Origin of the sequence: Aestuariivirga sp., from assembly GCF_047600585.1 — a bacterium.
GTDB lineage: Bacteria > Pseudomonadota > Alphaproteobacteria > Rhizobiales > Aestuariivirgaceae > Aestuariivirga.
Genome location: NZ_JASGKP010000001.1, coordinates 800105 through 825108, shown reverse-complemented (window position 1 = coordinate 825108; position 25004 = coordinate 800105). Strand labels below are relative to the sequence as shown.

Here is a 25004-nt window from a genome sequence, read left to right as displayed (position 1 = left end):
CCTTGCTCCCCCAGCGCATTCCGGATTTAACTCGGCCCATGCGCAGCATCACGTCTTTTCTTGTCCTGCTTGTCACCCTCATGGGCGTCGCAGCCTGCACCGACACGGCCCGCACAAGCTATCTCGATCTTCAGGGCCGGGTCTTCATCTTCAACCCCAGGCTGGCGACGGCAACCTATGTGGTGACGCTCACCGTGCGCAAGGAGCCGCCCGCGGGCTCGAAGGCCGTGGCTGTCTTCGACAATCCCGCCGGTGGTGACCCTCTCACCTCGGAGCAGAAGGTGCGCGCCGGCCAGACCCGCGTCGATTTCGAGAGCGATCCCCTGCAATGCGTGGCCAAGGGCAAGACCTATCACTTCACCGTCACGCTCTACGATGCCGACGGCAAGGAACTGCAAGTGGTGAAGTCGGAGATCACCTCGACGCTCGACCAGTCGATCCTGCCGCCTGCGCCCCTCGTGGTGGGTCCCGCCTATGACAAGAACCCGGCGCTCGACGACACCACCGCGAAGGACGCGCTCCGCGCCCGCGAGAAGTGCCCGGCATGAGGTGACGCGTCAGATGCGGCGGAACAGCGCGACGAAGAAGCCGTCGGTCTTGTGCTGGCGCGGGGTGAGCAGCAGCGTGTCGGTGGTCTTGTCAGCCGAAACGGGTGGCTTTCCACCGAGCGACGATGCGGTCCAGGCTTCGGCTGTCGGGATCAGGCGATAGTCCTTGTGCTGACCCAGGAACCACGCGACCTGATCGGTGTTCTCTTCAGGCAGCAGCGAGCAGGTGAAATAGGCGAGCCTGCCACCCTTCTTCACCAGCGCCGCGGCACGGGTGAGCACATCGCGCTGCTCCTTCACGCGGACGACAAGGGACTTTTCGGTGAGGCGCCACTTGGCGTCCGGCTTCCGCCGCCATGTGCCCGTGCCAGTGCAGGGTGCATCGACGACGACGCAGTCGAATCCGCCACCCTGTGAGAGCTTGTCGCCCTCCTCCGCCGCCAGCACGTCGATGTTGCTGGCGCCGCTCCGGCCGATGCGCTCGAAGATGGGGCGCAGGCGATGGCGGTCGCGGTCATGGGCGACGATGCGGCCCTCGTTCTGCATGAGGGCGGCGAGCGCCAGCGTCTTGCCGCCGGCACCTGCACAGATGTCGGCGACACGCTCCCCGGGCTTCACACCCGTGAGTGCAGCGGCGATCTGCGAGGCCGCATCCTGCACCTCGAACCAGCCCATGCCATGGGCGGGCTCGGCCTCGACCGAGACATGCTTCTGGTCCGGGCCGGGTGCTGCAATGCGGACAGCGGTGGGCGAGATCGGTCCGGCAACAGGCGAGAAGCGCTCCAGCGCGGCCAGCAGCTTCTCCCGGTCCGCTTTCAGCGTGTTGACGCGCAAGTCGATGGGCGCACGCTCGGCCAATGCTGCACCTTCAAGCGCAGCATCATCACCAAATACGCGGGTGAGCGAGGCCGTCAGCCACTGCGGAAAATCGCCAGCGACGTGCGGTGGCGCATCAATGCCCTTCTTGTCCAGCGCAGCGGTCTCTGCAGGCGACAGGGCCTTGGGCCCGTGCTCGCCATCGGCCAGTGCCGCGATGTCGGCGGAGGTCATGCCCCAGACATTGACCAGCGTCGCCAGCACCAGCCCGCGCGGTGCGTCACTGCCCATGCGGTGGGCGGCACTCGCCCGGTGCCGGAGCGTGTCATAGACCAGCGTGCCGATGGCATGTCGGTCCCCTGCCCCGGCAAAGCGGTGGCCGCGGCCCCAATCCCGCAGCGCGTCGGACGCCGGGCGGTGACGCTCTGCAATCTCGGTGATGATTTCGATGGCGGCAGAAACGCGCCCCGGAAGTCTCATGGCTCAGCCCGTCACATAAAAGCGGATGGCGAACCACGCCCACAGCGCGGCCATCGCCGCCACCGACGCAAGGAAGAACATCATCCGCCGCACCACGTTGTTGCTGGTCACATGCTCAATCGAATGGGCAATGCGGGCGGCGAGAAAGACGAAAGCGATCACCACGGCCACTGCATCCGACAGACCGGTGGCCAAATAGAAGGCCACCGCCGCCATGAACAGCGCCGGCACCTGGAACTGGTTATCGAAATTGTTGCCGAACTGGCGCACGGGCTCGGGCCATGCGGCGTTGTTGAGCGCGATCTTGCGCAAGGTGGTCTCGCCGCCCATCACGGCGCGAATGCGCGCCCGCAAGGTGAAAACGCCGACAACGATCGTGAGAATGACCTGGCCGAGAACCGGAAGGACCAGCCAGTGCTGAGACGCCATCAACCGATCCTCTGGTAGTTCGGCGCCTCGCGGGTGATCATGATGTCGTGGGCGTGGCTCTCGCGGAGGCCCGCACCGGTGATGCGCACGAACTGCACCTTCTCCTGCAGTTCCTTGATGGTCGCCGCACCCACATAGCCCATGGAGGCGCGCAGGCCGCCCACAAGCTGGTGCAGCACAGCGCCGACGGGGCCCTTGTAGGGCACCTGGCCTTCGATGCCTTCCGGCACCAGCTTCAGCGAATTGCCCACGTCCTGCTGGAAGTAGCGGTCGGCCGAGCCGCGCGCCATGGCGCCCACCGAGCCCATGCCGCGATAGGATTTGTAGGAGCGGCCGTTGTAGAGGAAGACCTCGCCCGGGCTTTCGTCCGTGCCGGCCAGCAGCGAGCCGATCATCGCCACGTTTGCGCCCGCAGCGAGCGCCTTCGCCATGTCGCCCGAAAGCTTGATGCCGCCGTCGGCGATCACGGGAACGCCCTGCTTGGCGCCCTCCTCCGCACATTCGACGATGGCCGAGAACTGCGGTACGCCCACACCGGCGACGACGCGCGTGGTGCAGATGGAGCCGGGGCCGATGCCCACCTTCACCGCATCAGCACCTGCATCGATCAGCGCCTTCACCGCTTCCGCAGTGGCGACGTTGCCGCCGATGATCTGCACCTTGTTTGAGAGCTTCTTCACCAGCGTGACCTGCTTGAGCACGTTGATGGAATGGCCGTGCGCCGTATCGACGATCAGAACGTCAACGCCCGCATCGATCAGGCGCTCGGCGCGCTCGCGGCCGGCGTCACCTATGCCGGTCGCAGCAGCAACGAGCAGACGCTCCTTGTCATCCTTGGCAGCGAGCGGATGGTCAGCAGCCTTCTCCATGTCGTTCACGGTGATGAGGCCCACGCAATGGCCGTTCTCGTCGGTGACGAGCAGCTTCTCGATGCGGTGCTTGTGGAGAAGACGCTTCGCTTCCTCGCGCTCCACGCCTTCGCGCACGGTCACGATCTGGCGCGTCATCAGGTCGGCGACCTTGGCGTTCATGTCGGTGGCGAAGCGGACGTCACGGTTGGTGATGATGCCGACGAGCTTGCCCTTCTCGTCAACAACCGGAATGCCCGAGATCTTGCGCTGCTGCTTGATGGCGAGAAGTTCGCCGATGGTGGCATTGGGGGAAATGGTGATCGGGTTCACCACCATGCCGCTCTCGAAGCGCTTCACCTGGCGCACGTGATCGGCCTGCGTTGCGGGATCAAGGTTCTTGTGAATGACGCCGAGCCCGCCCGCCTGCGCCATGGCAATCGCCATCGCCGCTTCCGTTACCGTGTCCATGGCGGCGGACATCACCGGGACCGAGAGCGAGATGGCCTTGGTGAGCTGTGTCCGGGTCGAAACATCCGCCGGCAAAACGCTGGAGGCACCGGGCTTCATCAGCACGTCGTCGAAGGCGAGATATTCGGGAAATGAACGGGGAGCGACGGGCATCGGCCAACCTCGGGAAAAAACAGCGGGATTCGGTGAGTTGGCGGCTGCCCTTAACACCCGGATGGCAAGGCGGGCAAGGGGCGACATCGCCTCCCCTCAAGTGCCTCAATTCCGGGCAGATTCCGGCGCCCTCCTCAGCCCCGGAAACCCAGCGCCAGCACGAAGAGTTCGGCCGAGTCATCCCGGCTCGACATGGGCTTCACGTGCTTCACCTGGGCGAAATCAAGCTTCAACTGCTTGAGGAGCTCGCCCTCGGTGCCGCCACGCAGCACCTTGGCGAGATACGTGCCGCCCGGCTTCAGCACATCACGTGCAAACATGTGGGCCGCTTCGGCGAGCCCCATGATCTGGATGTGATCGGTCTGGCGGTGACCTGTCGCGTGGGCCGCCATGTCGGAGATCACGCAATCCGCCTTCTCGCCGCCGAGTGCGTCGATGAGGAGTGCCGGCGCATCGTCCTCGAGAAAATCCTTCTTGAAGATGGTCACGCCCGGAAGTTCGTCCATGCCGTGCATGTCGATGGCGATCACCTTTCCCTTGCCATCCAGCGATTTCACGCGGGCCGCCGCAACCTGGCTCCATCCGCCCGGTGCCGCACCAAGGTCGACCACGCGGCCACCCGGCTTGAGGAAGTGATACTTGTCGTCGATCTCGATCAGCTTGAAGGCAGCACGGCTGCGATAGCCGAGCTTGCGCGCCTCATGCACGTAAGGGTCATTGAGCTGGCGCTCGAGCCAGGCCTTCTGCGACTGGGTGCGGTTCTTGCCGGTCTTCACCCGCACCTTGAGGCGCCCACCACCCAGCTTCTCGCGGTTTCCGGGGCGGCTCATGTGCGCTTCCCCAGATGGCCGTCGGCGCGCATCATCTGGGCGAGGATGCCCTCGCGCAGGCCGCGGTCGGCGACACGGATGCGCTGGCCCGGAAAGGCGGCGCGGATTTCATCGAGGATGGCGCAGCCCGCCAGCACGAGATCGGCACGCTCGCGGCCGATGCAGCCATTGGCGGCGCGGTCCTCATAATTGAGGCCGCGCAGATGAAGCGTCACCTTCTCGGCTTCGTCGCTCATCAGCCAGCAGCCATCGACGCGAGAGCGGTCGTAGTGACGCAAGCCAAGGTGGACGCCGGCAATGGTCGTCACCGTGCCCGAGGTGCCCAACAGATGATCGGGGCCACTGCCGCCATCAGGCAATTCCTGCACTTCGGCCACGAAGGGCTGCATCAGTTGGCGCACGTCGGCGCGCATGGCGTCGTATTTTTCAGGATGCACATCCCGTCCGCCACCGTGGCGCTCGGAGAGCGTGACCACGCCGGCGGCAAGCGAAATCCAGGCCATCACGTCCGCGCCCGTTTCGGAGCGGCGCACCCACATGACTTCGGTGGAGCCGCCGCCGATATCGAAGACCACGGCGGTTTGGGCATCGGAGGCCAGCAGCGGCTCGGCGCCCGCAGCGGCGAGATGGGCCTCGGTCTCCCGGTCGATGATTTCCAATTCGAGGCCGGTTTCCTCCGCCACCCGGGCAATGAATTCTGCACCATTGGCGGAGAGGCGGCAGGCCTCTGTCGCCACCAGCCGCTGGCGGGCGACCCGGTGCCATTTCAGCTTGTTGGAGCAGACGCGCAGCGCTTCGATGGTGCGCTCCATGGCGGCATCGTTGAGGCGGCCGTGACGGCCCAGCCCCTCGCCCAGGCGGACGATGCGGGAAAAGGCATCCACGACCTTGAAGCCGCTGGCGCTGGGGCTTGCCACCAGCAGGCGGCAATTGTTGGTTCCGAGGTCGAGCGCACCATAGGTGAGCTCGTCACCCCTGGTTTGGGCTTGTCCCCCGCGTTCACGGCGCTGGCCAGCAGGCGGACTTCGCCCGTGGTGGCCGGCCTGACCGCCCCGGGATGGCCCCGAATTGGCTGTCGCGTCCACGTTATACCTTCCGGACCGGGGGGCACCTCGACGGCACGTAAAGCCGGAGAACGCCCATGGTCTCAAACTGTTGCGTTGGGCCACACCTTACCAGCTTTGCCCAAAGCGTAAAGAAAATCTGAAGAAACTCGTGGCAGAACCGTGACAGCGTTAACTCCGAATTGAGGTGTTGCTGCCAAAAAAAGCAGCTGGGGTACGGTGATTATGCGTGGTTTTGGAAAGAGTTGGTTCAGGGAAGGCTCACTCCTCGCCGAGTTCGGCGAGAGCATGGGCCAGGGCGTGCGGCAGCAGAAGCAGGCCCTTGCCCTCAACGCCGCCAAGGTCGATGCCGAACTCGCCTCCAAGGCCAAGTCCGAATTCATCGCCAACATGAGCCATGAACTGCGCACCCCCCTCAACGCCATCATCGGCTTTTCCGACATGCTCGCCACAAAGACCGTGACGGGCGAGGAAAAGGTCATCCAATATTCCGCCTACATCAAGCAGGCAGCCGAACATCTGCTCGCACTCATCAACGGCATTCTCGACGTTTCCAAAATCCAGGCCGGCAAGCTCTCGGTTGACCCCGAACCGATTTCGCTCGCCCATGTCATCGACTCCTGCCTGCTCATCACCGATGCCAAGGCCAAAGAGAAGAACATCACCGTCGACAGCGTCGTGCCCGAGAAGATGCCGATGCTGCTGGCCGATCCCCTGCGCCTGAAGCAGATCATCATCAACCTGCTCGGCAACGCCGTGAAGTTCACGCCCGAGTGGGGCAAGGTGCGCCTCGAGGCGGCCGTGCACACCACCGGCATGGCAACGATCAGCGTGAGCGACACGGGCCCCGGCATGGACGCCGAGGAAATCGACACCGCCATGAGCCCCTTCGGCCAGGTCGACTCCGGCTTCAACAAGAAGCACGAAGGTACGGGCCTCGGCCTTCCCATCGCACTCGCACTCGCGCGTCTCCATGGCGGCGACCTGCAGATCCATTCCACCAAGGGCGTGGGCACCCGCGTCAGTGTTTTCATTCCGCTGGCGGCAGCGGCTCCTGTCGCTCCGCCGCCCACGGGCACCCACCTCCACCAGGAGCCGCGTAGATTGTCATGACACCACCCAACAAATCTGCCGCCCTGCCCTCCTTCCCGGAAGCACGCCCCGCGCCGCCCCCGATGATGGAGCCGTCGCCCGCCGAACGCATGGGCCGCATCGTCGCCGTGACGGGCGGCCACGCCGTCGTTCTGCTCGACAGCCATGAAGGCGTGTTTGCGAACTCGCTGAAGGGCCCCGAAATCGGCACGCTGCTCAAGGCCGACACGCAGCATGCGATCACCCTTGCGCTTGTCTCCGCGCTGTCATCGCCAATGCCGTCGCAAGGCGGCCAGGAGCGCGAAATGCGCATCGTCGAAGTGGAATTCATCGGCGAACTGCCGAAGGGTCCCGACGGCATGCCGCGCACCTTCCGCCGCGGCGTTTCAAATTATCCCTCTCTGGGTGATGCGGTCTATCGCGCCAACCGCTCCGAACTCGCCATGGCCTATGCCTGCGATACGGAAAGCTCGGTGCGCGTGGGCCACATCCAGCAGGACCCGACCATCCCCGCGATGATCAAGGTCGACGACATGCTGGGCAAGCACTTCTCCGTGCTGGGCACCACCGGCACCGGCAAGTCCTGCACCGTAGCGCTGATCCTGCGCCGCATCCTCGAAAAGAACCCGCAGGCCCACATCCTGCTCCTCGACGTGCACCGCGAATATGCCCAGTCATTCCAGGGCATCTCGGAAGTGATCACGCCCGACAACATGTCGCTGCCCTTCTGGCTCCTCAACTTCGACGAGGCGGTCGAAATCCTCATCGGTTCGCAGCCCAATCGCGATGCCGACGTGGAAATCCTGCGCGAGCTCATTCCGCAGGCGAAGATCCGCTACATGAACAACCAGCGCCGCGACAAGACGAACACCAAGGCGCTGCTCGACAACCAGTCGATCGGTGTCGACACGCCCATTCCGTTCCGTACCTCGGACCTCGTGGGCGTTCTCGAAGAATGCATCGGCAAGCTCGATCTGCGCGGCGAGCTCGCGCCCTACAAGCGCCTCAAGGCGAAGCTCGAGTCGATCAGCCGCGACCCGCGCTACAGCTTCATGTTCGGCTCGTTGACCGTGCAGGACAACATGGCCCAGGTGCTCTCGCGCATCTTCCGCGTGCCGGTGAACGGCAAGCCCATCGCCATTCTCGAGCTCGGCGGCCTGCCCTCCGAAATCATCAACGTCGTCGTCTCGGTGCTTGCCCGCCTCGCCTTCGATTTCGGCGTGTGGAGTGCGGGCCGCGTGCCCATCACCTTCGTCTGCGAAGAGGCGCACCGCTACGTGCCCAACGACAAGACGCTGGGCTTCGAACCTACCAAGCGCGCCATCTCGAAGATCGCCAAGGAAGGCCGCAAGTACGGCGTGTCGCTGTGCATCGTGACGCAGCGCCCGGCGGAACTCGATCCCACCATTCTCTCCCAGTGCAACACCATCTTCTCGCTCCGCCTCACCAACGAGAAGGACCAGGACATCCTGAAGGCCGGCATCTCGGATGCCGCTGCCTCGCTCCTCGAATTCATGCCGACCATGGGCACGGGCGAAGCCATCACCTTCGGCGAAGGCGTGGCGCTGCCCACACGCATCAAGTTCGACATGCTGCCGGCGAACGAGCTGCCCCGCTCCAACACCGCGAGCTTCACCAAGAACTGGGCGCAGGACGTGCCCGACGACGGCTTCCTGCAGGAGATCGTGCACCGCTGGCGGGCCCAGACCTACAATCCCGATGCCACGGGCTACACCGCCGATCCGGCCGCGGCCCAGGCCGCTGCTGCTGCTGCCGCGGCGGCTGCCCCTGCGCCGCAGACTGCGGCCAGCCAGCAATTGGCGCAGCGGCTTGCACCGCGGGCACCCAACACCGGATTCGGCCAGGCCGCCCCTCCGCCACCCCCGCCGCCGCAGCCGGGTCAGCCCTCGCTCCGCCGCACGCAGCCCGTGCAGCCGGCCCAGCCGGGTGGCCCCGTGCCCACGTCTCAGCAGAATTTGGCAAGCCTTCTCAAGCAGTTCCGCACCTGAGCTGAGAGCGCGCTTGAGCCGCCGTCAGCCGGCTTCAATCTCGAAGGTTTGAGGTCGCGAACACCCTTGCCAGAGCGCCCGGGCGCGGCTATCAGGCGCTCACCAACGCAAGGCGTTTCCCGCCTCTGCCGCTTGGGGGATCGTCTAACGGTAGGACCGCGAACTCTGACTCCGCTAGTCTAGGTTCAAATCCTAGTCCCCCAGCCAACTTCCAGACCCTTCTAAGATTTGCGTGATTTCGCACTTCAGCTGTGCCGACCCGCTTTATCATGACGTTCCCGTTGAGCAAGCTCCGCTAATGCCGCCGCCGAGAATTACCTTGGCACCTTTCTTCGAGTCGCCCAGGCGCAAGCATGAGCGCTCAACGTCGACCTCACTCCATTTGAGGTTCGTGATTTCACTTTTAAGGACTCCGGAGAGATTCAGCGGGCGCAGAATGACCAACGCCAGTCTGTTGCCCCCTGGCCTCGACGGTGCGTATTGCGTCGCCAAACACCTTGAGTTCTGCACCGCATCTCCCTCCTTTGGAAAGCCTCCGATCATCGCGGCTTTGCAGAAAGACCCAGCACCTTGCGCATATGGGCGAGGATGAGTGACTGCCCTCTGGCGCCGGTTTCGGCGCTCGCCGTCTCGGCCGACTTCACGTACCAGCGCTCAGGCGAGTAGCTCTCCATGTCCACGGCCTCCGGACACATGGCCATCATAAGGGAGGTCTCGCCTTCGCCCGCATGATCGAAGGGGTAGTGCGAGATCGTGTCCGCCGTCATCAATGGATGAATGCGGATCCAGTTGAAGGGGTCGGAGTGCGCGGCCTGCTTTGCATAATAGTCGGCCATGGCGTTGTCGCCCCACCAGCCTTCACCGCGCGTCTTCTCGAGGAAGGCGAAAATCGCTTGGCGCGCCCCGAACTTGAAGGCGAGGTCGGTGGGCATGCCCACGGTGAAGTTCTCGGTCTGGTGATGAATGAAAGCGTGGATGTTGCGGAAGCCCACACGCAGTAGGCCGGTGAACAGCTCGCGCGCGAAGGGATGGAGCGCACCCGAGTCCACCTGAACCGAGCCCAGCCCTTCCGGCTTCTCCACCGCATAGCTTGCCGCGCCATAATAGAAGGGTGGCAGGATCACGATTTCCGCTTCCTTCTCGAGAAGATCGAGGGCGCGCGTCACCGCCAGCGTGTCCATGCCGACTGCCAGATGCTCGCCATGATATTCGAGAACGCCGAGCGGCAGCACGACCGGCGTGTTGGCGGCAATCGCCGCGCGGATCTGGTGCGGGAACATCATTTCATAGCGCACGGTTGCACCTCCTGAAGAACCACTCGACGTGTCCGAAAACCTGTCTTAGTCTCCGTCGCCTGCACGCGGACCGCAAGAGCCCAGGCGCAGGAAGAGGGAGGGGAGCTTGGCGTCCGTCGAAATCAGGAATGCACGAAAGACCTATGGCGACCTGGAGGTGATCCACGGCGTCACCGTTCCGATTTCCGATGGCGAGTTCGTGGCGCTCGTGGGTCCCTCGGGCTGCGGCAAGTCCACGCTGCTCCGCATGATTGCCGGGCTCGAAGACATCACCGGGGGCGAGATCCGCATCGGCGACCGGGTGGTGAACGGCCTTCCGCCCAAGGACCGCGACATCGCCATGGTGTTCCAGACCTATGCGCTCTATCCCCACAAGACCGTGGCGGAAAACATGGGCTTTGCCCTCAAGCTCCGCAACACGCCGAAGCCCGAGATCGAGGAGCGGGTGAAGCGGGCGGCGGAAATCCTCGACCTCATTCCCTATCTCAACCGCTATCCCCGCCAGCTTTCGGGCGGCCAGCGCCAGCGCGTCGCCATGGGCCGCGCCATCGTGCGTGCACCGCAGGTGTTCCTGTTCGACGAGCCGCTGTCCAACCTCGATGCCAAGCTCCGCGTGCAGATGCGCGCCGAGATCAAGGAATTGCACCAGCGCCTGAAGACGACCACCGTCTACGTCACCCATGATCAGGTGGAGGCGATGACCATGGCCGACAAGATCGTCGTGCTCCATGATGGCGTGATCGAGCAGATGGGCTCGCCGCTCGATCTCTACGACAAGCCCGCCAACCTCTTCGTTGCTGGCTTCATCGGCTCGCCTGCCATGAACATGTTCAAGGGCGTGATCCGGGCTGGGGCCAAGCCGCACTTCGAAACGGCGGAAGGCATTTGCCTGCCGCTTGCTTCTGCACCTGCGGAAAGCGATGGCCGTGCCGCCGTCTATGGCATCCGCCCGGAGCATCTTTCGATCGGTGGCGATCTCGCATTCCCGGTCACCGTCGTCGAGCCCACGGGTGCCGAGACGCAAGTCGTCGCGCGCCTCGGCAACGAGAAGATCGTCGGCGTTTTCCGCGAGCGTGCCACCGTGAAGCCGGGGGAGATGTTCCCCATGTCGCCCACTCTTTCATCGGTGCATCTCTTCGATGCAGAGAGCGGCCAGCGCCTGACATGATGCTGCGACGCACATGCTGCGACGCAAGACAAGTTCTCCCCGAATTCTCCCCGAAATTGCCATCTGCTTGCGTTGACTTTGCTTTTGCCTGTTGCATAGTCGGGCGCGCGTTCGCAACCCAGACCAGTCCATCACAGCCACGACGGCAGAGCTTGCGCCAGACATGAACATGGCCCGGACATGTACCGAACGCTTTTGGGAGGACTAAGCAAATGAAGATCGATCTCTACAATTTCATGGTGAGCCGCCGCGGAGCGCTGAAGGGCGCCGCCGGTGCTGCAGCACTTGCAGCCTTCGGCGGAGCGCCGCTCAGCGTGCGCACCGCCTTTGCCGCAGATGACCTGCGCGCCGCCATCCTGAAGATTCCGGGCGTGGGGGCGGGACAGCCGACCGATGCCGACTGGCAGAAGGTGGGCGAGATGTGCCTCGGCCCGACGAAGGAGAACGTGACGGAAGGCGAGTTCAAGGGCGTTGAGCTGTCCTTCATGGGCCTCAACAACCAGAACGTCCACAACGTGCTGTTCCGCGGCCTGTCGAAGGCCTGGGCCGACTACACCGGCGCCACCATCAACTGGATCGACCTTGCCCAGGCCGACTACAATGCCCGCCTGCAGCAATCGATCGCCACCGGCACGGTGGACTTCGACGTGATCGAAATGGGTGCGCCCTTCGAAGGCGACGTCTGCGGCAAGGGCCTTGCGTCGGAAATGCCCGACTGGGTGAAGAAGCAGATCGACATGGACGACTATGTGGGTTACCTCAAGGCCCCGGTCGGCACCTGGAACGGCAAGACCTACCGCATCTCCTGCGACGGCGACTGCCACAACTTCAACTACCGCTCGGATGTCTTCGCCGATGCCGGCCTTGCCGACGAGTGGAAGAAGGCGGGCAACGACACGCCCTGGGCCGTGCCCACCACCTGGCAGCAGGTGAACGCCGTCACCAAGTTCCTCAAGGGCAAGAAGCTCAACGGCCAGGATCTCTACGGCTATCTTGATCCGTGCAAGGGCTGGGGCGGCTTCGGCTTCTACTTCCTCGGCAGCCGCGCCACGGCATACGCCAAGCATCCCGACGACAAGGCCTTCCTGTTCGATCCGGACACCATGAAGCCGCGCGTCAACAACCCGGCCTGGGTGCGCGCCATCCAGGACGTGCTGGACTGCCTGCCGTCGGAACCCGCCGACCAGCTCAATGCCGACCCCGGCACCACGGGCTTCCAGCAGTTCCTCGCCGGCACGGGCTCGATGCTCTCCTGGTGGGGTGACATCGGTTCGAACGCCAAGACGAACGACAGTTCGGTCATCGGTGACACCTGCGCCTTCTCGATCCTGCCGGGTTCGGACGACGTCTACAATTCCAAGACCGCCGCCTGGGAAAAGCTCGGTTCGGGCCCGAACTTCGCGCCCAACATGGCCTACATCGGCTGGGGCATCTACGTGATGGCCCGCGTCGATGCCGACGCCAAGAAGCAGAAGGCGGCGTGGTCGCTTGCGGCTCATCTCGGCGGCAAGGACATTTCGCTGTGGATGGCGGCCTATCCGTCGGGCTTCCAGCCCTATCGCCAGAGCCACTTCAACATTCCGGAGTGGGTTGGCGCCGGCTACGACGAGGCCTTCATCACCTCGTACCTCAAGTCGGAAGCCGACTCCTACAACCATCCGAATGCGGCGATCGAACCGCGCATCCCCGGCATCTTCCAGTACTACTCGGAAGCCGAGGACATTCTTGCCAACATCTATGCCGGCAAGATGAAGGCGCAGGAAGGCGCCGACGCGATCGCAGCCGCCTGGGAGAAGCGCACCGACTCGCTCGGCCGCGACAACCAGATCAAGCTCTACAAGGCCTCGCTCGGCCTGTAACGTGACCATCTGGAAGGCCGGCGGGATGATCCTGCCGGCCTTTCTGTCTGACCAAAAGGCAACTTCCCGCCCATGACGACGACAGCCACCGCCGCATCGGACCATCAGGCCGTCTCGGCCGATGTTCCGCCCGAACGCCGCAGGGCGGGGCAGCTTGTCATCCGCGGCGCCACTGCCGCCCTCGTGCTGGTGACGGCCGTCCAGATCCTTTCCGTCGCCGGCGTGATCGGCATCGGCTTCTCCACCTGGTTTCCCATTCTCGTGGCCTATGTGCTGTGGAGCATCGCCCTCTGCTGGGGCCTCGTGCTGCGCGACGGCGAAGCCGGCTGGCGCGCGCTGTTCATTTTGCCTGCCGTGCTCTTCACGGTGGCGCTCGTCATCTTTCCCACGGTCTTCGGCCTCTTCATCGCCTTCAGCGAGTGGAACCTCTCCTCCACCTCGGGCCGCACCTTCAACGGCCTTGCCAATTTCTATCAGCTGATGGCGGACGAGTATTTCTGGAACGCGCTCCTCAACATGGTCTTCTATGTGGCGACGGTGCTGGTGCAGTATGCCATCGCCTTCGGACTGGCGCTCCTGCTCAATGCCGACATCAAGGCGCAGAAATTCTTCCGCGTGGCTTTCCTGCTGCCCTTCATGCTCTCGCCCGTGGCGGTGAGCTGGATGATCGGCAAGTCCATGCTGGAATTCCGCTTCGGACCGGTGACAAACCTGCTGCGCTGGTTCGGCTGGGAAAATCCCTCGCTTCTCACCTCGCCGTGGCTCGCCAAGATCACCATCGCCTTCATGGATGCCTGGGTGTGGATCCCCTTCATGATGATCATGATCCTGGCCGGGTTGCAGGCTCTCTCGAAGGAGGTGCAGGAGGCCGCACGGGTTGACGGCGCCACAGGCTGGCAGGGCTTCTGGCAGATCACCTTCCCGCTTATGCTGCCGGTCAGCGTCACCACCATCGTGCTCCGCATCATCTTCCAGCTGAAGCTCGCCGACATCGTCATCAACACCACCTCGGGCGGACCGGGCGGCGCCACCGACACGGTCTCGAGCTATATCTTCCGCGTCTACAAGGACCGCTCCACCGTGGGCTACGGCACCATGATCGCCGAGGTCTACCTGATCATCATCATCGTCTTCCTGGCGCTTCTCCTCAAGTTCACCAGCAAGTACATGCAGAGGGTGACCTGAGCCATGCCGCATGTCCTCAAGCGCACGCTGATCTACGCCGCCCTGATTGTCTGGACGGTGATTGCGCTCTTCCCGATCTTCTGGACCTTCTCGACCACCTTCAAGGTGGCGAAGGACGTGCAGCTCGGCCACATCATTCCGTGGGTCGACTACAAGCCAGCCTGGCTGGGCTTGCGGGCGATCGGCCTTTCGCCCGATACCATCTTCACCGAATCCACCCCGCGGGCGGAATTCATCAAGCGCTTCTGGAATTCGATCCAGGCTTCGGTCGGCGCCTCGATCCTGGCACTCGCCATCGGCTCCACCGCAGCCTACGGCCTCAGCCGCTTCAACTACCGCTGGATGATCTGGAAGAACAAGGACATCTCCTTCTTCTTCCTGTCGCAGCTCATCCTGCCGCCGGTCGTACTCGCCATGCCGTTCCTCGTTCTCTACAAGGAACTGGCGCTGCTCGAACTCGATGATCGGCCTCATCCTCATCTACACCCTCTCGGTGCTACCCATCGTCATCTGGATCATGAAGGACCAGTTCGACACGATCCCGCAGGAGCTGGAACAGGCCGCCCTCGTGGACGGCTGTTCCGCCTGGGGCGCCTTCCTGCGCATCATCCTGCCGATTGCACTCCCCGGCATGGTGGCGGCCTTCATCCTCTCGGTGGTCTTGTGCTGGAACGAGTATTTCTTCGCCGCCCTGCTCACCAGCAGCTATGCCAAGACCCTCCCGGTGATGGTGGCGAGCCAGACCGGTTCCCAAGGCATCTCCTGGTGGTCCATGGCGGCGCTTTCGTCGGCGGCGATCCTGCCACTCATTGTCATCGGCATCTTCCTCGAGCGCTACATCGTCAAGGGACTGACCACGGGTGCCGTGAAATAGTCTCGCCAGTAACGCTATCCTGACGTGAGCAACCGATCTGAACGACTTGACGTGAAAAGACGGGCAATAAGGCACCCCTATGAACGATGGGGTTTGATGACCTCATATGTGCCACGGAAGCGGGCATAGAGCCTGTCGTAGGTGGCGCGTGTGGCGGGGTCCGGCGCGACCTCGTTCACCACCGGGTTCCACTTCTCCATGTCGCCAGGGTAGACGTCACCCACGGCAAGCGCCGCAAGGAAGGCATCGCCGAAGGATGCTCCCCAGGTTTTCTCCCGGAGTTTCTGCACGAAACCGCAACTGTCCGAAGTCGCCTGCGACCACACCTGGCTCTTTGTGCCACCGCCCACGGCGAAAACTTCGCACGGCGGCTGGCCCGCACTGGCGTAAGTTTCGATGATGTGGCGGGTGGCCTGGGCGATGCCCTCAAGTGCCGCCCGGAAAATATCCCCGCGGGTATGGGTCAGATCAAGGCCGCTGATCGCGCCCTTGGCGCCCGCATCGAAGAGCGGCGTCAGGGCGCCGGAGAAATAGGGCAGCGCCACGAGGCCGTTGGCGCCTGGCGGCGAGGTTTGCGCCTCCTCGTTCAGGATGCGGATCGCATCGGCGGGTGCGAGATCGGAGGCCATGATGCGCCGCAGCCAGTGTGTGAGTGTGCCCGCCGTCGAGACGCCCGCCATGGCAGCGTGCTGTCCCTCAAACAGCCACGGCGCATACCAGAGCCGGGGTTCGCTCACAGCGGCGGCGGTGATCTCGATAATGAAGATGGTGGAGCCGTACATCACCATCATCTGCCCGGGCGAAGTGACGCCGACGCTGACGGCTTCCGCCGCAGCATCGATCGTGCCGGCAATCACCGGCGTTCCGGCGGCAAGGCCCGTCTCCGCCGCCGCCTCGGGCGTCACGTGCCCGATCACGTCGGTCGTCCAGCGCAGATCGGGCATCAGCGAGAGCGGGATGGTGCCGGGTGCCAATTCATCGCTCCAAGCGAGCTTTTCCGGCAGGTAATAGGGCGCAGAGTTGCCAGCGGAATAGTGATCGACGGCATAGACGCTTGTCAGCCGGAAATTCAGGTACGACGTCGAATTGAGAAGTTTGTGGGTGCGGGCAAAGATCTCCGGCCGGTTGCGCTTCAGCCAGAGCATCTTGGGGCCCGTCGCCTGGGTCGAGAGCGCGTTGCGGCATGTCCGCATGATCACGTCTTCGCCGATGGTTTCGTTGAATTCGGCGATCTCGGCGGTGGCCCGCGTATCGACGCCATAGAGGATGGCGTTCATCAGCGGCCGTCCCTCCCGGTCGACCGGCAGCACGCAGGGCCCGATGGCGCTGCAGCCAATGGCTGCGATGGAGGAAGGAGCAATGCCGCTCTCCGCCAGCATCCGGCGGGTGACAAAGACGAAATCGCCCCACCAGTCGCGCTCGGCATCGTGCTCGGCCCAGCCAGGTTGCGGCACCATCATCTGGTGCGGCCGCGCCGCCTGGGCGACGATCACCCCTTCACCGGTGACGATCACGCCCTTGGTTTCGTAGGTGCCAACGTCGACGCCGAGATAATGCTTCATTCGATGTAGCGGTCGCGGTCGAGGGAGAAGCCGTTGTCGATCCGCTGCAGCGCGGCGAGCAACAGCTTTGTCAGTGCTTCAAGGTCGGCAAGGTCGCAGACTTCCAGCGCCGAGTGGGTGTAGCGGGCGGGGAAACCCATATCGATTGACGCCACCCCCTTGCCGACCAGTTGCACATAAGAGGTTTCGGTGAGCGCCCCGATGTGGGCCGAGCGTTGCAGCGGAATGCCCTTGGCATCGGCAGCCCCCTGCATCAACGCCACAAGCGCCGGATGGGGAATGCAGCCATTAAGCGTGCCGCGGCCATGGAAGCTGAACAGGCTCATCACCGGCCCGCCGCCCAGCCGCACATCGCCGCGGTGGCCCATGTCGGGCGTATCGGTGGCGAGCGCCAGGTCGAGCTGGATGCAGATGTCGGGCTGCAGCATTTGCGCTGCCGTGACGGCGCCACGCAGGTTGAACTCCTCCAGCACGGAGAACACCAGATGAAGGGTGGGCAGGCCTTTCATTCCCTTCGCCTGCTTCGCCACCTCAAGCATGACGGCGCAGGCGGCGCGGTCATCGACCGAGGTGCCGCCCAGCCGGCCACCTGCCAACTCCACCACATTGGGCGCATAGACGATGGGCGTGCCCACGGTGATGCCGGCGGCCACCGCGTCGGCAGCACTCTCAAAGCCGCCGTCGATGTAGAGTTCCTGGTAGGGCACGACGCGGTACTTCTCTTCGGGCGTCGTGGCGTGATGGCTCTTGTTGGCGATGACGCCGGGCAGCGTGCGGCCATTTCCGATACAGAACACCACCTCCTGCGCTGCAAGCGCACGCTCCGGCACGCCGCCCACCCGTTCCGCGCGGATCAGGCCCGACACCTCGATCTTGCGGACGATGAGGCCGAGCTGGTCCATGTGGGCGATGAGCATCACCGAGGGCAGACGCTTGTCGCCCTCGAGCGTGGCGATGAGGTTCCCCAGCATGTCGGTGCTGCTGGCGATGCCGTAGCCATCGAGCTCCTTGCGGATGGCACGCCGTACATTGCCCTCGAAGCCCGAGAGGCCGGGGATCATCATCAGCGCCTTAGTCCAGGTCTTGAGCCGGTCCTGCATCTCAGTCACCCCGTGCCTTGCGGGCCTTGTCCATGAAATCCCTGGCCCGCGCCGGATCAACCGGGTTCCAGGTGTTGCCGTCGACCTTCAGGGAGGAGCCCACCACGCAGCCATCGGCAATCTTCAGCACGTCGGCGACGGTGGCATGCTTCACGCCGGTATTGGCCAGCACCGGCACATCCGGCACCACGCGCTTCACCGCCTCAAGATCGGAAAGGGCCGCGGCCTCGCCGGTGATCACGCCGGAGACGAGAATGGCATCGGGAATCGACGAGAACACCGCGCTGCGGGCGCGGTCCGGCAGGCTGCGCTGGTCCAGCGACCAAGCGAACTCCGCCGAGATGTTGTACATGAGGGCGAGGTCCCTCCGGCCCAACCTGTCGCGGTAGCGCATGGCGGCACCGGCATCGGGGAGCCACATGCCCATGTCGGAGGCATGGGTGCCGGTGAATATCTCGCGGGCGAAGACGGCACCCGTCGCTGCGGCCAGCGCCATGGTTGCCATCGGGTCCCACAGCACGTTGACGCCGAAAGGCACGGTGATTTCATGGCGCACCTGGCCGATGATGTAGGCCATGGTGGCGGTGGAGGCCGCATCGACCTTGAACTCGTAGGGCCGGTCGTTCTCGTTGCCGAACATCACGGCATCGACGCCCGCCTCCTGCAGGGCCTTCAGATCGTTGCGCACGCCTTCGAGTAGGCCTTCAAGCCCCGCATCGGCATCATGGAGTGGGGCCCCCGGAAGGGCGCCGAAATGCACCATGGCGATGACCGGCTTCCGCGTCTTGAAGATCTTTCCGAACTTGCCGGACATTCCCTGCTCCCATGGCGTTTCTGATTTTGACGGCATCAAATCGGGTATTGGCGGCAAGATCAAGCGGGCGCGGATGAGGCCCGGAACCTGCGCGGCAGAGACCGCGTTCTGCAGCAGGCAGGGCAGAGAGCCCCACCGGTGCGAGAGGAGATCACCATGAGCAAGCAGCGTCCCGAGGCATTGGCGCAATTCGCGAAATCCGCCCGCAGGCAGGCGCCGGGAAAGTCCACGGCAACACTCGTCGCGGATGAGGAGACCTCGCCCATGCCGGAAGAAAACGAGGACAAGCACGCGGTCGCAACCGAGCTCCTGCACGAGGGCGCGACCGGCCGGCACCCTGATCCCGATGAGGCAGGCGCCGATGAACTGCAGGACCGCATCGTCGAAAGCAGGCCCAAGGGATTCTTCCGCCGCCTGATGTTCTGGCAATAAACTGCGGAATCGACGTGCACGCCGGGCCGCAATATCCCTCGGGTGCATGACCCGGAGCACCGAAACGATGAGCCTGACTGACGCCGCTGCAGCCCGACCTTTCGCCATTATTCCCTGCTGGGGAAGGAGACCAAGGCCGCCTGCAACCAAAGGCAAGACTCCGCCCTTCGTGGTGACAAGCGCTACTCAGGCATTCCCGCGCTTTGGTGATTGAACTTCACCGCCGCCGAGGCTCAATTCATCACACCTTCACGGGTTTGCCGGTCTTCCAGCTTTCGGTGGCGGCATCGGCGAGGATCTGCGCCTGCAAACCGTCGAAGCCGTTGGGCTTGGGATCACGGTTGCCGGATTCGACCGCCGCGATGAAGGTGTTGAGCTCGTTGGCATAGGCCTGGCCGTAGCGCTCAAGGAAGAAGTTCTGGATCGGGTCGGCCTGCGTCCCCTGCCCGTTGTGCAGTTCCACCGTGGTGTTGTGGATGTTGCGGGCTGAGAGCATGCCTTTGCTCCCGTGCACTTCCATGCGCTGGTCGTAGCCGTAGGTGGCGCGGCGCGAGTTGGTGATGACGGCGATGCGGCCGGACTTGGTCTGCATTTGAACCGCAGCGGTATCGACGTCGCCCGCTTCGCCGATCGCCTTGTCGACAAGTGCCGAACCGAGCGCATTCACAACCACGAACTCCTCACCCATCAGGAAGCGGGCCATGTCGAAGTCGTGGATCATCATGTCGCGGAAGAGGCCGCCCGAGCCCTTCACGTATTCGGCGGGCGGCGGGGCGGGATCGCGGCTGATCACCGTCACGAGTTCGACCTCACCCACGGCACCGGCGCGGATGCGGCGTTCCAGTTCGGCGAAGTTCGGGTCGAAGCGGCGGTTGAAGCCGATCATCAGGGTGGACTTGTTCTTCTCCACCACCTTCAGCGTCTGGTGGATGAGATCGACCGAGAGCGACACGGGCTTCTCGCACATGATCGACTTGCCGGCGTTGGAGGCGGCCTGGATCTGTTCAGCATGGAAGCCGGTGGGCGAGCCGATCAGCACCGCATCCACGTCCTTGGCTTTCATGATCTCGTCGACGCTCGCAACCTTCGCGCCATGCTTCGCGGCAAGCTCTTCCGCCGCCTTGGGCATGGCGTCTGCGATGTAGGCGAGCTTCGCCTTGGGGTTCGCGGCAATCGTGGCCGCATGCACCTTGCCGATGCGCCCTGCGCCAATCACACCAAACTTGATCATCGATCGTTTCCTGTTCTTGAGTTTTGAAGCGTCCCGCAGCGGGAGGCGGTTATGATTTCGAGGACATCATCTTCCGGAAGGCTTCCATCTCGGCCTTGGGTGCCGAAACGAGATATTGCTCTGCCGGGTAGCTTCCCGTCTGAACATCCTTCACAAAGTGCTTGAAGGCCTCGACGCGCATCTGCTGGATGCGGGCGTATTCCGCGGCAAGATTGGCATAGACTTTCGAATGCCGCGGAACATGGCCCGTGTTGGTGCCGAGAACATCGCAGGCGAAGAGATACTGGCAGTCGCCCCCTGCTCCGCCCCCCATGGACACGAGGAAGAGATTTGTGCGCTTGGCGATCTCCGCCGTCACCTCCGGCGGAACGACTTCGATCTCAACACCAAATGCGCCGACCTCTTCATAACGCTTGCAGCGCTCGTAGACGTGCATGGCGCTCTCGGCCGTCTTTCCCACGGCCTTGAAGCCGCCTGTCCAGGTGCAGAAATGCGGAATGAGGCCGACGTGACCGATGACGGGAATGCTCTCCTTCGCCATGCGTTCAACCGTGTCGAACGAGGCTGCGCAGTAAACGGCATCGGCACCCGCCTCCATCATTTTGAAGGCCCAGCGCAGGTAGTCGTCCGTTGCTGCCGGGGCGGAATAAAGGGCCATGCCCGGCACTGCGAAGAGCGACGGGGCCACGCTCCGGAACTGCGGGTCACACAGCTTCTCAGGTGGAACCGAGACCATGTCGATCCCGGCGGCCTCAGCTGCAATAATCTCCTCCCAGCTCTCCACCCGCATCATGGTGTACTGGATCTTGCCCTTGTTGGCGCGAACATCGGCAACGGTTGGACGCTTCTTTGCCATGACTGTACCCTCAGATTTCGATCATGACCCGGCCGGCTTCGACCTTGACCGGATAGCTCTTGAGATTGACGCAGACGGGGGCGCCCATTGCCGCACCGCTCTTGTAGTTGAAGCGGCCGTTGTGTTTCGGGCATTCGATGATGTCATCCATGACAAGGCCATCGGCGAGATGGATCTTCTCGTGCGTGCAGAGGCCATCCGTCGCGTGGAACGTATCGTCAGGCGATCGATAGATGGCGAAGGTCCTGCCCGCGTGATCAAAGCGGATCACGTCCTCGGTCTCGATGTCGTCGGTCGCGCAGGCGTCTACCCAGGTTCCCATGTTCTTCTCCGTCAATCTGCTGCGGCCGGGGCAAGGTCAGGCGCCTGCCCGTGAAGCTCTGGCCTATAGGGTTTGGCTGTCGCCGGGAGGTCACGCACTAGGAAATAGTCTTCGCCGCGGAACTGCCGTGCCCAGGCCGGGATCATTTCACGGTAGCAGGCCCACATGGAGGGCGTCGGCGCCGGCAGGTCATGCTTGATCATGGCATGAAGCTTCGGCAGCGCGTGATAGGGCACCATCGGGAACATGTGATGCTCCACGTGGTAGTTCATGTTCCAGTAGATGAAGCGCGAAATCGGATTGATGTAGACGGTTCGCGAGTTCATCCGGTGGTCCAGCACGTTGTCGGCAAGCCCCCCGTGCTGCATCAATCCGGTAAGAACATGATGCCAGGCACCATAGATGCGTGGCAGCCCCACAAGCACGACCGGCAGCCAGGAATTCAGATACAGAGCGAGAGCAATGGTAGCAGCGTAGATCAGGAACCAGATGCGCGCCGCAAGGATCACCTTCGGCCATTCCATTTCTGGGATGAAGCTCTTCTCGTCCGCCGAAATCAGCCCGAACGTGTTCATCACCATGGTCTTCATCGCGTACCAGACATCGAGCACCCCGACAAAGGCCAGGATGACCTTCAGCAGAACCGGCGGGCGCATCACCGCGATCTCGGGATCGAGGCCCACGATCAGGGTGTCGGTGTGATGGCGCGTATGGCTCCAGCGCCAGCGGGTGGGATTGCGCATGATCATGAAGCAGGCGATCTGGTAGACCACGTCATTCATCCAGGGAGTCTTGAAGGCCGTGCCGTGGCTGCACTCATGCCAGCGGGAATCCGTGGCGGAGCCGTAGAGAACGCCATAGGCGGCGAGAGGGAGTGCTGCCCACCAGGATGGCCAGAGCCATATGGCGAGGCCTGCAAAGACGATCATGAGGCCAAGCCAGATGATGGTGTCGCGAATGGCCGGACCGTTGGAGCGCTTCATCAACTCCTTCATCTCCTTGCGGGAGATTTCCGTGTGATACCACTCCGCAGATTTGAGCCCGCGGCGCTCGGCATCCCGCGCTTCCTCGCCCAGCATGGAATAGTCGCGGTGTCCGTAGCGTGGCGTCGCGTCTGCAAGGCTCATGGAACGTTCCTCCTATTGCTGAGAGAAATAGAACCGTTGTTTTAGGGCGGCAACGAAGATATGATATGTTCTCTCAAGACCTATCATTTTCAATCAAGCGAGATGGCCAGTTGTGATGGTGAAGCGTCCGACCATGACCGACCTTGCCAAGGCCGCAGGCGTTTCGATCGCCACTGTTGACCGGGTGATCAACCGCAAACTCCCCGTCAACAGCGACACCACTCAACGGGTCGTTGACGCTGCCGAGGCGATCGGATTCCATGCGACGGGATTGTTGAAGCGAAGGCTCACCGAAGTGCCGCTGCGTCGATTGGGATTCTTGCTTCAGAAGCGGCAGGATCCCTTTTACACTCGCTTCGGCGCTGATCTCGTCAAAGCGACGACGGGCGCTCACGAGATCGCCGGCAAAGCCATTGTCGAATTCAGCGAAGAGTTGGTGCCCAGGCGCATCGCCGACAGTCTTTACGCCATGGAACGAAACTGCGACGCTCTCGCTGTAGTCGCCGTTGATCACCCGGCTGTCGCCCAAGCCATTGAAAATATCAGCGCCAAGGGCAAGCCCGTCTTCACTCTGTTGAGCGACGTCTCCACTCCGGCCAGAAAGGCCTATCTGGCTGTGGATTCACGCCGTGCCGGCCGCACAGCTGCCTGGTTTGTTACACGGCTGGTGAAGAATCCGGGCAAGGTCGCCATTCTTGTCGGCAGCCACCGTTACCTCAGCCAGGAATTGACCGAGATCAGCTTCCGCAGTTTCATGCGCGAGCACGCGCCCGGATTGCAATTGCTTGAGCCGAACTTCATTCTCGACGATCCCAAGATTGCCTATGAAACGGTCATCGATCTGCTGCAAGCCCATGGTGACCTCGTGGCGATCTATGATTGTGGTGGTGGGCGGGAAGGCCTGATCTCGGCCCTTCGGGACGAAGGCAAGGCGGGCAAGATCGTCACCGTGTGCAACGAACTGACCGCTGACACGAAAGCCGCGTTGACAGACGGTACACTGGATATGGTTCTGGATACACCGACCACAACGCTTGCCACCAAGCTGGTGCAATACATGATCGCAGCCTGTGACGAGAGCCGCGCCATTCCCCCACAAGTTCTGGTTCCGGCCAACATTTTCATCAGCGAGAACATGTAAATCCTATCAGGGGCTGATCCGCCCGTTCATGATAGATCGTGATAGGTTTCTATCAGCAGCCTGTCATTCAAATTGACTCTGGCCACCTATGAAATACTCTATCCAACGATGCTCGCAGTGGAATGAACATTCCAAAAGCGGGCTCAGATTACTCCGCAACGTGCCAACACAAGAGCGCGGGCGGGTCTTGGGAGGAACCATCAGGCGGCCCTGCGCCTGAGTGCTACCTAGCGACCTGCTGAACAACGCTGCGGAGATGGACTTGGTCCCCACCGGGACTTTCCGGACCAAACAGGTGCGCCGGACACCGTCAGCTAGGAGCCCAAAATGAAAAAGTTTCTTCTCGCAGCCGCCATGGCAACCCTGATGTCGGGCACCGCCTTCGCCGGAACGATCGGCGTGTCGATGGCCAACTCCGACACCTTCCTCACTGTCCTGCGCAAGGGCATTGAAAAGGCCGCCGGCGATGCCAGCCAGCCCGTGCAGATCGAAATCGCCGACGATGACGTAGCGAAGCAGCTCTCGCAGATCCAGAACTTCATCGCCGCCAAGGTTGACGCCGTGATCGTGAACGCCGTCGACACCTCGGCCACGGCGCCCATGACCAAGCTGGCCAACGATGCTGGCATTCCGATCGTCTACGTGAACCGTCAGCCGGCCGACGTTGACGCGCTTGGCCCGAAGGGTGCCTTCGTCGCCTCGAACGAAGTCGACTCCGGCACGCTCGAAACGAAGGAAGTCTGCCGTCTTCTCAAGGAAGCGGGCAAGGCTGAAGCCAACATCCTCATCATCGTGGGCGACCTCGCCAACCAGGCCGCCGTGCAGCGCACCAAGGATATCCATGACGTGGCTGCCGGACCCGACTGCGGCGTGAAGCTCAATGTCCTCGACGAACAGACCGCCGTGTGGGATCCGGTCAAGGCACAGGATCTGATGACCAACTGGATCGCCGCCGGCCATAAGCCTGACGCCGTCATCGCCAACAACGACAACATGGCGATCGGTGCCATCAACGCCATGAAGGCCGCCGGCTGGGACATGAAGAGCGTGATCGTGGGCGGCATCGACGCCACCCAGGAAGCCCTCTCCTACATGAAGGCCGGTGACCTCGACGTCACGGTGTTCCAGGATGCCTTCGGCCAAGGTTCGGGCGCAGTTGATGCCGCCATCAAGCTCGCCAAGGGCGACAAGGTGGATGCCAAGGTCTGGATCCCCTTCCAGCTCGTGACGCCTGCGAATATGGACAACTTCATCAACAAGAACTGATCGACAGTTGACCATGGATGCGCCACTCTCCT

22 protein-coding genes, 1 tRNA gene and 1 pseudogene are annotated in these 25004 nt (G+C 63.1%); 11 read left to right on the top strand and 13 right to left on the bottom strand.

All coding sequences use genetic code 11. The annotated features are described in order from the left end of the window. Positions 1 to 38 precede the first annotated feature (38 nt). Positions 39 to 548 (top strand): hypothetical protein, encoded by a 510-nt coding sequence (locus tag QM801_RS03800; RefSeq protein ID WP_415017882.1) that lies wholly within the window; start codon positions 39 to 41, stop codon positions 546 to 548. Between the two features lie 9 nt (positions 549 to 557). On the opposite strand, the gene QM801_RS03795 is transcribed toward QM801_RS03800, so the two are convergent. From QM801_RS03795 to QM801_RS03775, 5 genes are all read right to left on the bottom strand, one after another. Further along, a complete protein-coding gene (locus tag QM801_RS03795) occupies positions 558 to 1844 on the bottom strand; it encodes an RsmB/NOP family class I SAM-dependent RNA methyltransferase (RefSeq protein WP_415017881.1) in 1287 nt (428 codons plus the stop codon). Between the two features lie 3 nt (positions 1845 to 1847). Then, a complete protein-coding gene (locus tag QM801_RS03790) occupies positions 1848 to 2273 on the bottom strand; it encodes an MAPEG family protein (protein ID WP_415017880.1) in 426 nt (141 codons plus the stop codon). Next, a complete protein-coding gene (guaB, locus tag QM801_RS03785; protein WP_415017879.1) occupies positions 2273 to 3745 on the bottom strand; it encodes an IMP dehydrogenase in 1473 nt (490 codons plus the stop codon). Before guaB ends, QM801_RS03790 begins: the two co-directional genes overlap by 1 nt. A gap of 134 nt (positions 3746 to 3879) precedes the next feature. Next, complete coding sequence (locus QM801_RS03780) at positions 3880 to 4575, bottom strand: RlmE family RNA methyltransferase (RefSeq protein WP_415017878.1); 696 nt, start codon at positions 4573 to 4575, stop codon at positions 3880 to 3882. Next, positions 4572 to 5660 (bottom strand): Ppx/GppA phosphatase family protein, encoded by a 1089-nt coding sequence (locus QM801_RS03775; protein ID WP_415017877.1) that lies wholly within the window; start codon positions 5658 to 5660, stop codon positions 4572 to 4574. Before QM801_RS03775 ends, QM801_RS03780 begins: the two co-directional genes overlap by 4 nt. A 204-nt stretch (positions 5661 to 5864) precedes the next feature. Here QM801_RS03775 and QM801_RS03770 point away from each other — a divergent pair, with 204 nt between their 5' ends. The 3 genes from QM801_RS03770 (at position 5865) to QM801_RS03760 (ending at position 8947) form a co-directional block, all read left to right on the top strand. Beyond that, entirely contained in the window at positions 5865 to 6752 is an 888-nt protein-coding gene (locus QM801_RS03770) for a sensor histidine kinase (RefSeq protein ID WP_415017876.1), read from the top strand. Then, positions 6749 to 8740, top strand: coding sequence for an ATP-binding protein (locus tag QM801_RS03765; RefSeq protein ID WP_415017875.1), 1992 nt, complete (start codon positions 6749 to 6751; stop codon positions 8738 to 8740). The genes QM801_RS03770 and QM801_RS03765 overlap by 4 nt, the downstream gene beginning before the upstream one ends. Positions 8741 to 8873: 133 nt before the next feature. After that, positions 8874 to 8947: transfer RNA gene (locus QM801_RS03760), tRNA-Gln, on the top strand. Positions 8948 to 9279: 332 nt separating this feature from the next. Here the strand turns inward: QM801_RS03760 and QM801_RS03755 are convergent. Continuing rightward, positions 9280 to 10035, bottom strand: coding sequence for a creatininase family protein (locus QM801_RS03755; protein ID WP_415017874.1), 756 nt, complete (start codon positions 10033 to 10035; stop codon positions 9280 to 9282). Positions 10036 to 10141: 106 nt separating this feature from the next. Here QM801_RS03755 and QM801_RS03750 point away from each other — a divergent pair, with 106 nt between their 5' ends. The 4 genes and pseudogenes from QM801_RS03750 (at position 10142) to QM801_RS03735 (ending at position 15121) form a co-directional block, all read left to right on the top strand. After that, entirely contained in the window at positions 10142 to 11203 is a 1062-nt protein-coding gene (locus QM801_RS03750; protein WP_415017873.1) for an ABC transporter ATP-binding protein, read from the top strand. A 212-nt stretch (positions 11204 to 11415) separates the two neighbouring features. Continuing rightward, entirely contained in the window at positions 11416 to 13062 is a 1647-nt protein-coding gene (locus QM801_RS03745; protein ID WP_415017872.1) for a sugar ABC transporter substrate-binding protein, read from the top strand. Between the two features lie 72 nt (positions 13063 to 13134). Further along, entirely contained in the window at positions 13135 to 14247 is a 1113-nt protein-coding gene (locus tag QM801_RS03740) for a carbohydrate ABC transporter permease (RefSeq protein ID WP_415017871.1), read from the top strand. 3 nt (positions 14248 to 14250) lie between these two features. After that, positions 14251 to 15121: pseudogene (locus QM801_RS03735) on the top strand (carbohydrate ABC transporter permease). Between the two features lie 77 nt (positions 15122 to 15198). On the opposite strand, the gene QM801_RS03730 reads toward QM801_RS03735, so the two are convergent. From QM801_RS03730 to QM801_RS03720, 3 genes are read right to left on the bottom strand one after another with little or no spacing between them, the layout of a single operon-like run. Further along, positions 15199 to 16683, bottom strand: coding sequence for an FGGY-family carbohydrate kinase (locus QM801_RS03730; RefSeq protein WP_415017870.1), 1485 nt, complete (start codon positions 16681 to 16683; stop codon positions 15199 to 15201). Next, complete coding sequence (locus QM801_RS03725) at positions 16680 to 17783, bottom strand: M20/M25/M40 family metallo-hydrolase (protein WP_415017869.1); 1104 nt, start codon at positions 17781 to 17783, stop codon at positions 16680 to 16682. The genes QM801_RS03730 and QM801_RS03725 overlap by 4 nt, the downstream gene beginning before the upstream one ends. A 1-nt stretch (position 17784) precedes the next feature. Beyond that, complete coding sequence (locus tag QM801_RS03720; protein ID WP_415017868.1) at positions 17785 to 18597, bottom strand: BtpA/SgcQ family protein; 813 nt, start codon at positions 18595 to 18597, stop codon at positions 17785 to 17787. A 156-nt stretch (positions 18598 to 18753) separates the two neighbouring features. On the opposite strand from QM801_RS03720, the gene QM801_RS03715 reads away from it, so the two are divergent. Continuing rightward, complete coding sequence (locus tag QM801_RS03715; RefSeq protein WP_415017867.1) at positions 18754 to 19029, top strand: hypothetical protein; 276 nt, start codon at positions 18754 to 18756, stop codon at positions 19027 to 19029. Positions 19030 to 19270: 241 nt separating this feature from the next. On the opposite strand, the gene iolG is transcribed toward QM801_RS03715, so the two are convergent. The 4 genes from iolG to QM801_RS03695 are packed head-to-tail and all read right to left on the bottom strand — an operon-like array spanning position 19271 to position 22565. Then, complete coding sequence (iolG, locus tag QM801_RS03710) at positions 19271 to 20260, bottom strand: inositol 2-dehydrogenase (RefSeq protein ID WP_415017866.1); 990 nt, start codon at positions 20258 to 20260, stop codon at positions 19271 to 19273. Positions 20261 to 20309: 49 nt separating this feature from the next. Continuing rightward, on the bottom strand, positions 20310 to 21116 hold the full coding sequence (locus QM801_RS03705) for a 3-methyl-2-oxobutanoate hydroxymethyltransferase (protein WP_415017865.1): 807 nt from the start codon (positions 21114 to 21116) through the stop codon (positions 20310 to 20312). 10 nt (positions 21117 to 21126) lie between these two features. Then, a complete protein-coding gene (locus QM801_RS03700) occupies positions 21127 to 21438 on the bottom strand; it encodes a MocE family 2Fe-2S type ferredoxin (RefSeq protein ID WP_415017864.1) in 312 nt (103 codons plus the stop codon). 11 nt (positions 21439 to 21449) lie between these two features. Further along, positions 21450 to 22565, bottom strand: a complete 1116-nt coding sequence (locus QM801_RS03695; protein ID WP_415017863.1) for a fatty acid desaturase family protein — start codon at positions 22563 to 22565, stop codon at positions 21450 to 21452. Between the two features lie 133 nt (positions 22566 to 22698). Here QM801_RS03695 and QM801_RS03690 point away from each other — a divergent pair, with 133 nt between their 5' ends. Beyond that, on the top strand, positions 22699 to 23706 hold the full coding sequence (locus QM801_RS03690) for a LacI family DNA-binding transcriptional regulator (RefSeq protein ID WP_415017862.1): 1008 nt from the start codon (positions 22699 to 22701) through the stop codon (positions 23704 to 23706). A gap of 327 nt (positions 23707 to 24033) precedes the next feature. After that, positions 24034 to 24972, top strand: coding sequence for a substrate-binding domain-containing protein (locus QM801_RS03685; RefSeq protein ID WP_415017861.1), 939 nt, complete (start codon positions 24034 to 24036; stop codon positions 24970 to 24972). Positions 24973 to 25004 lie beyond the last annotated feature (32 nt).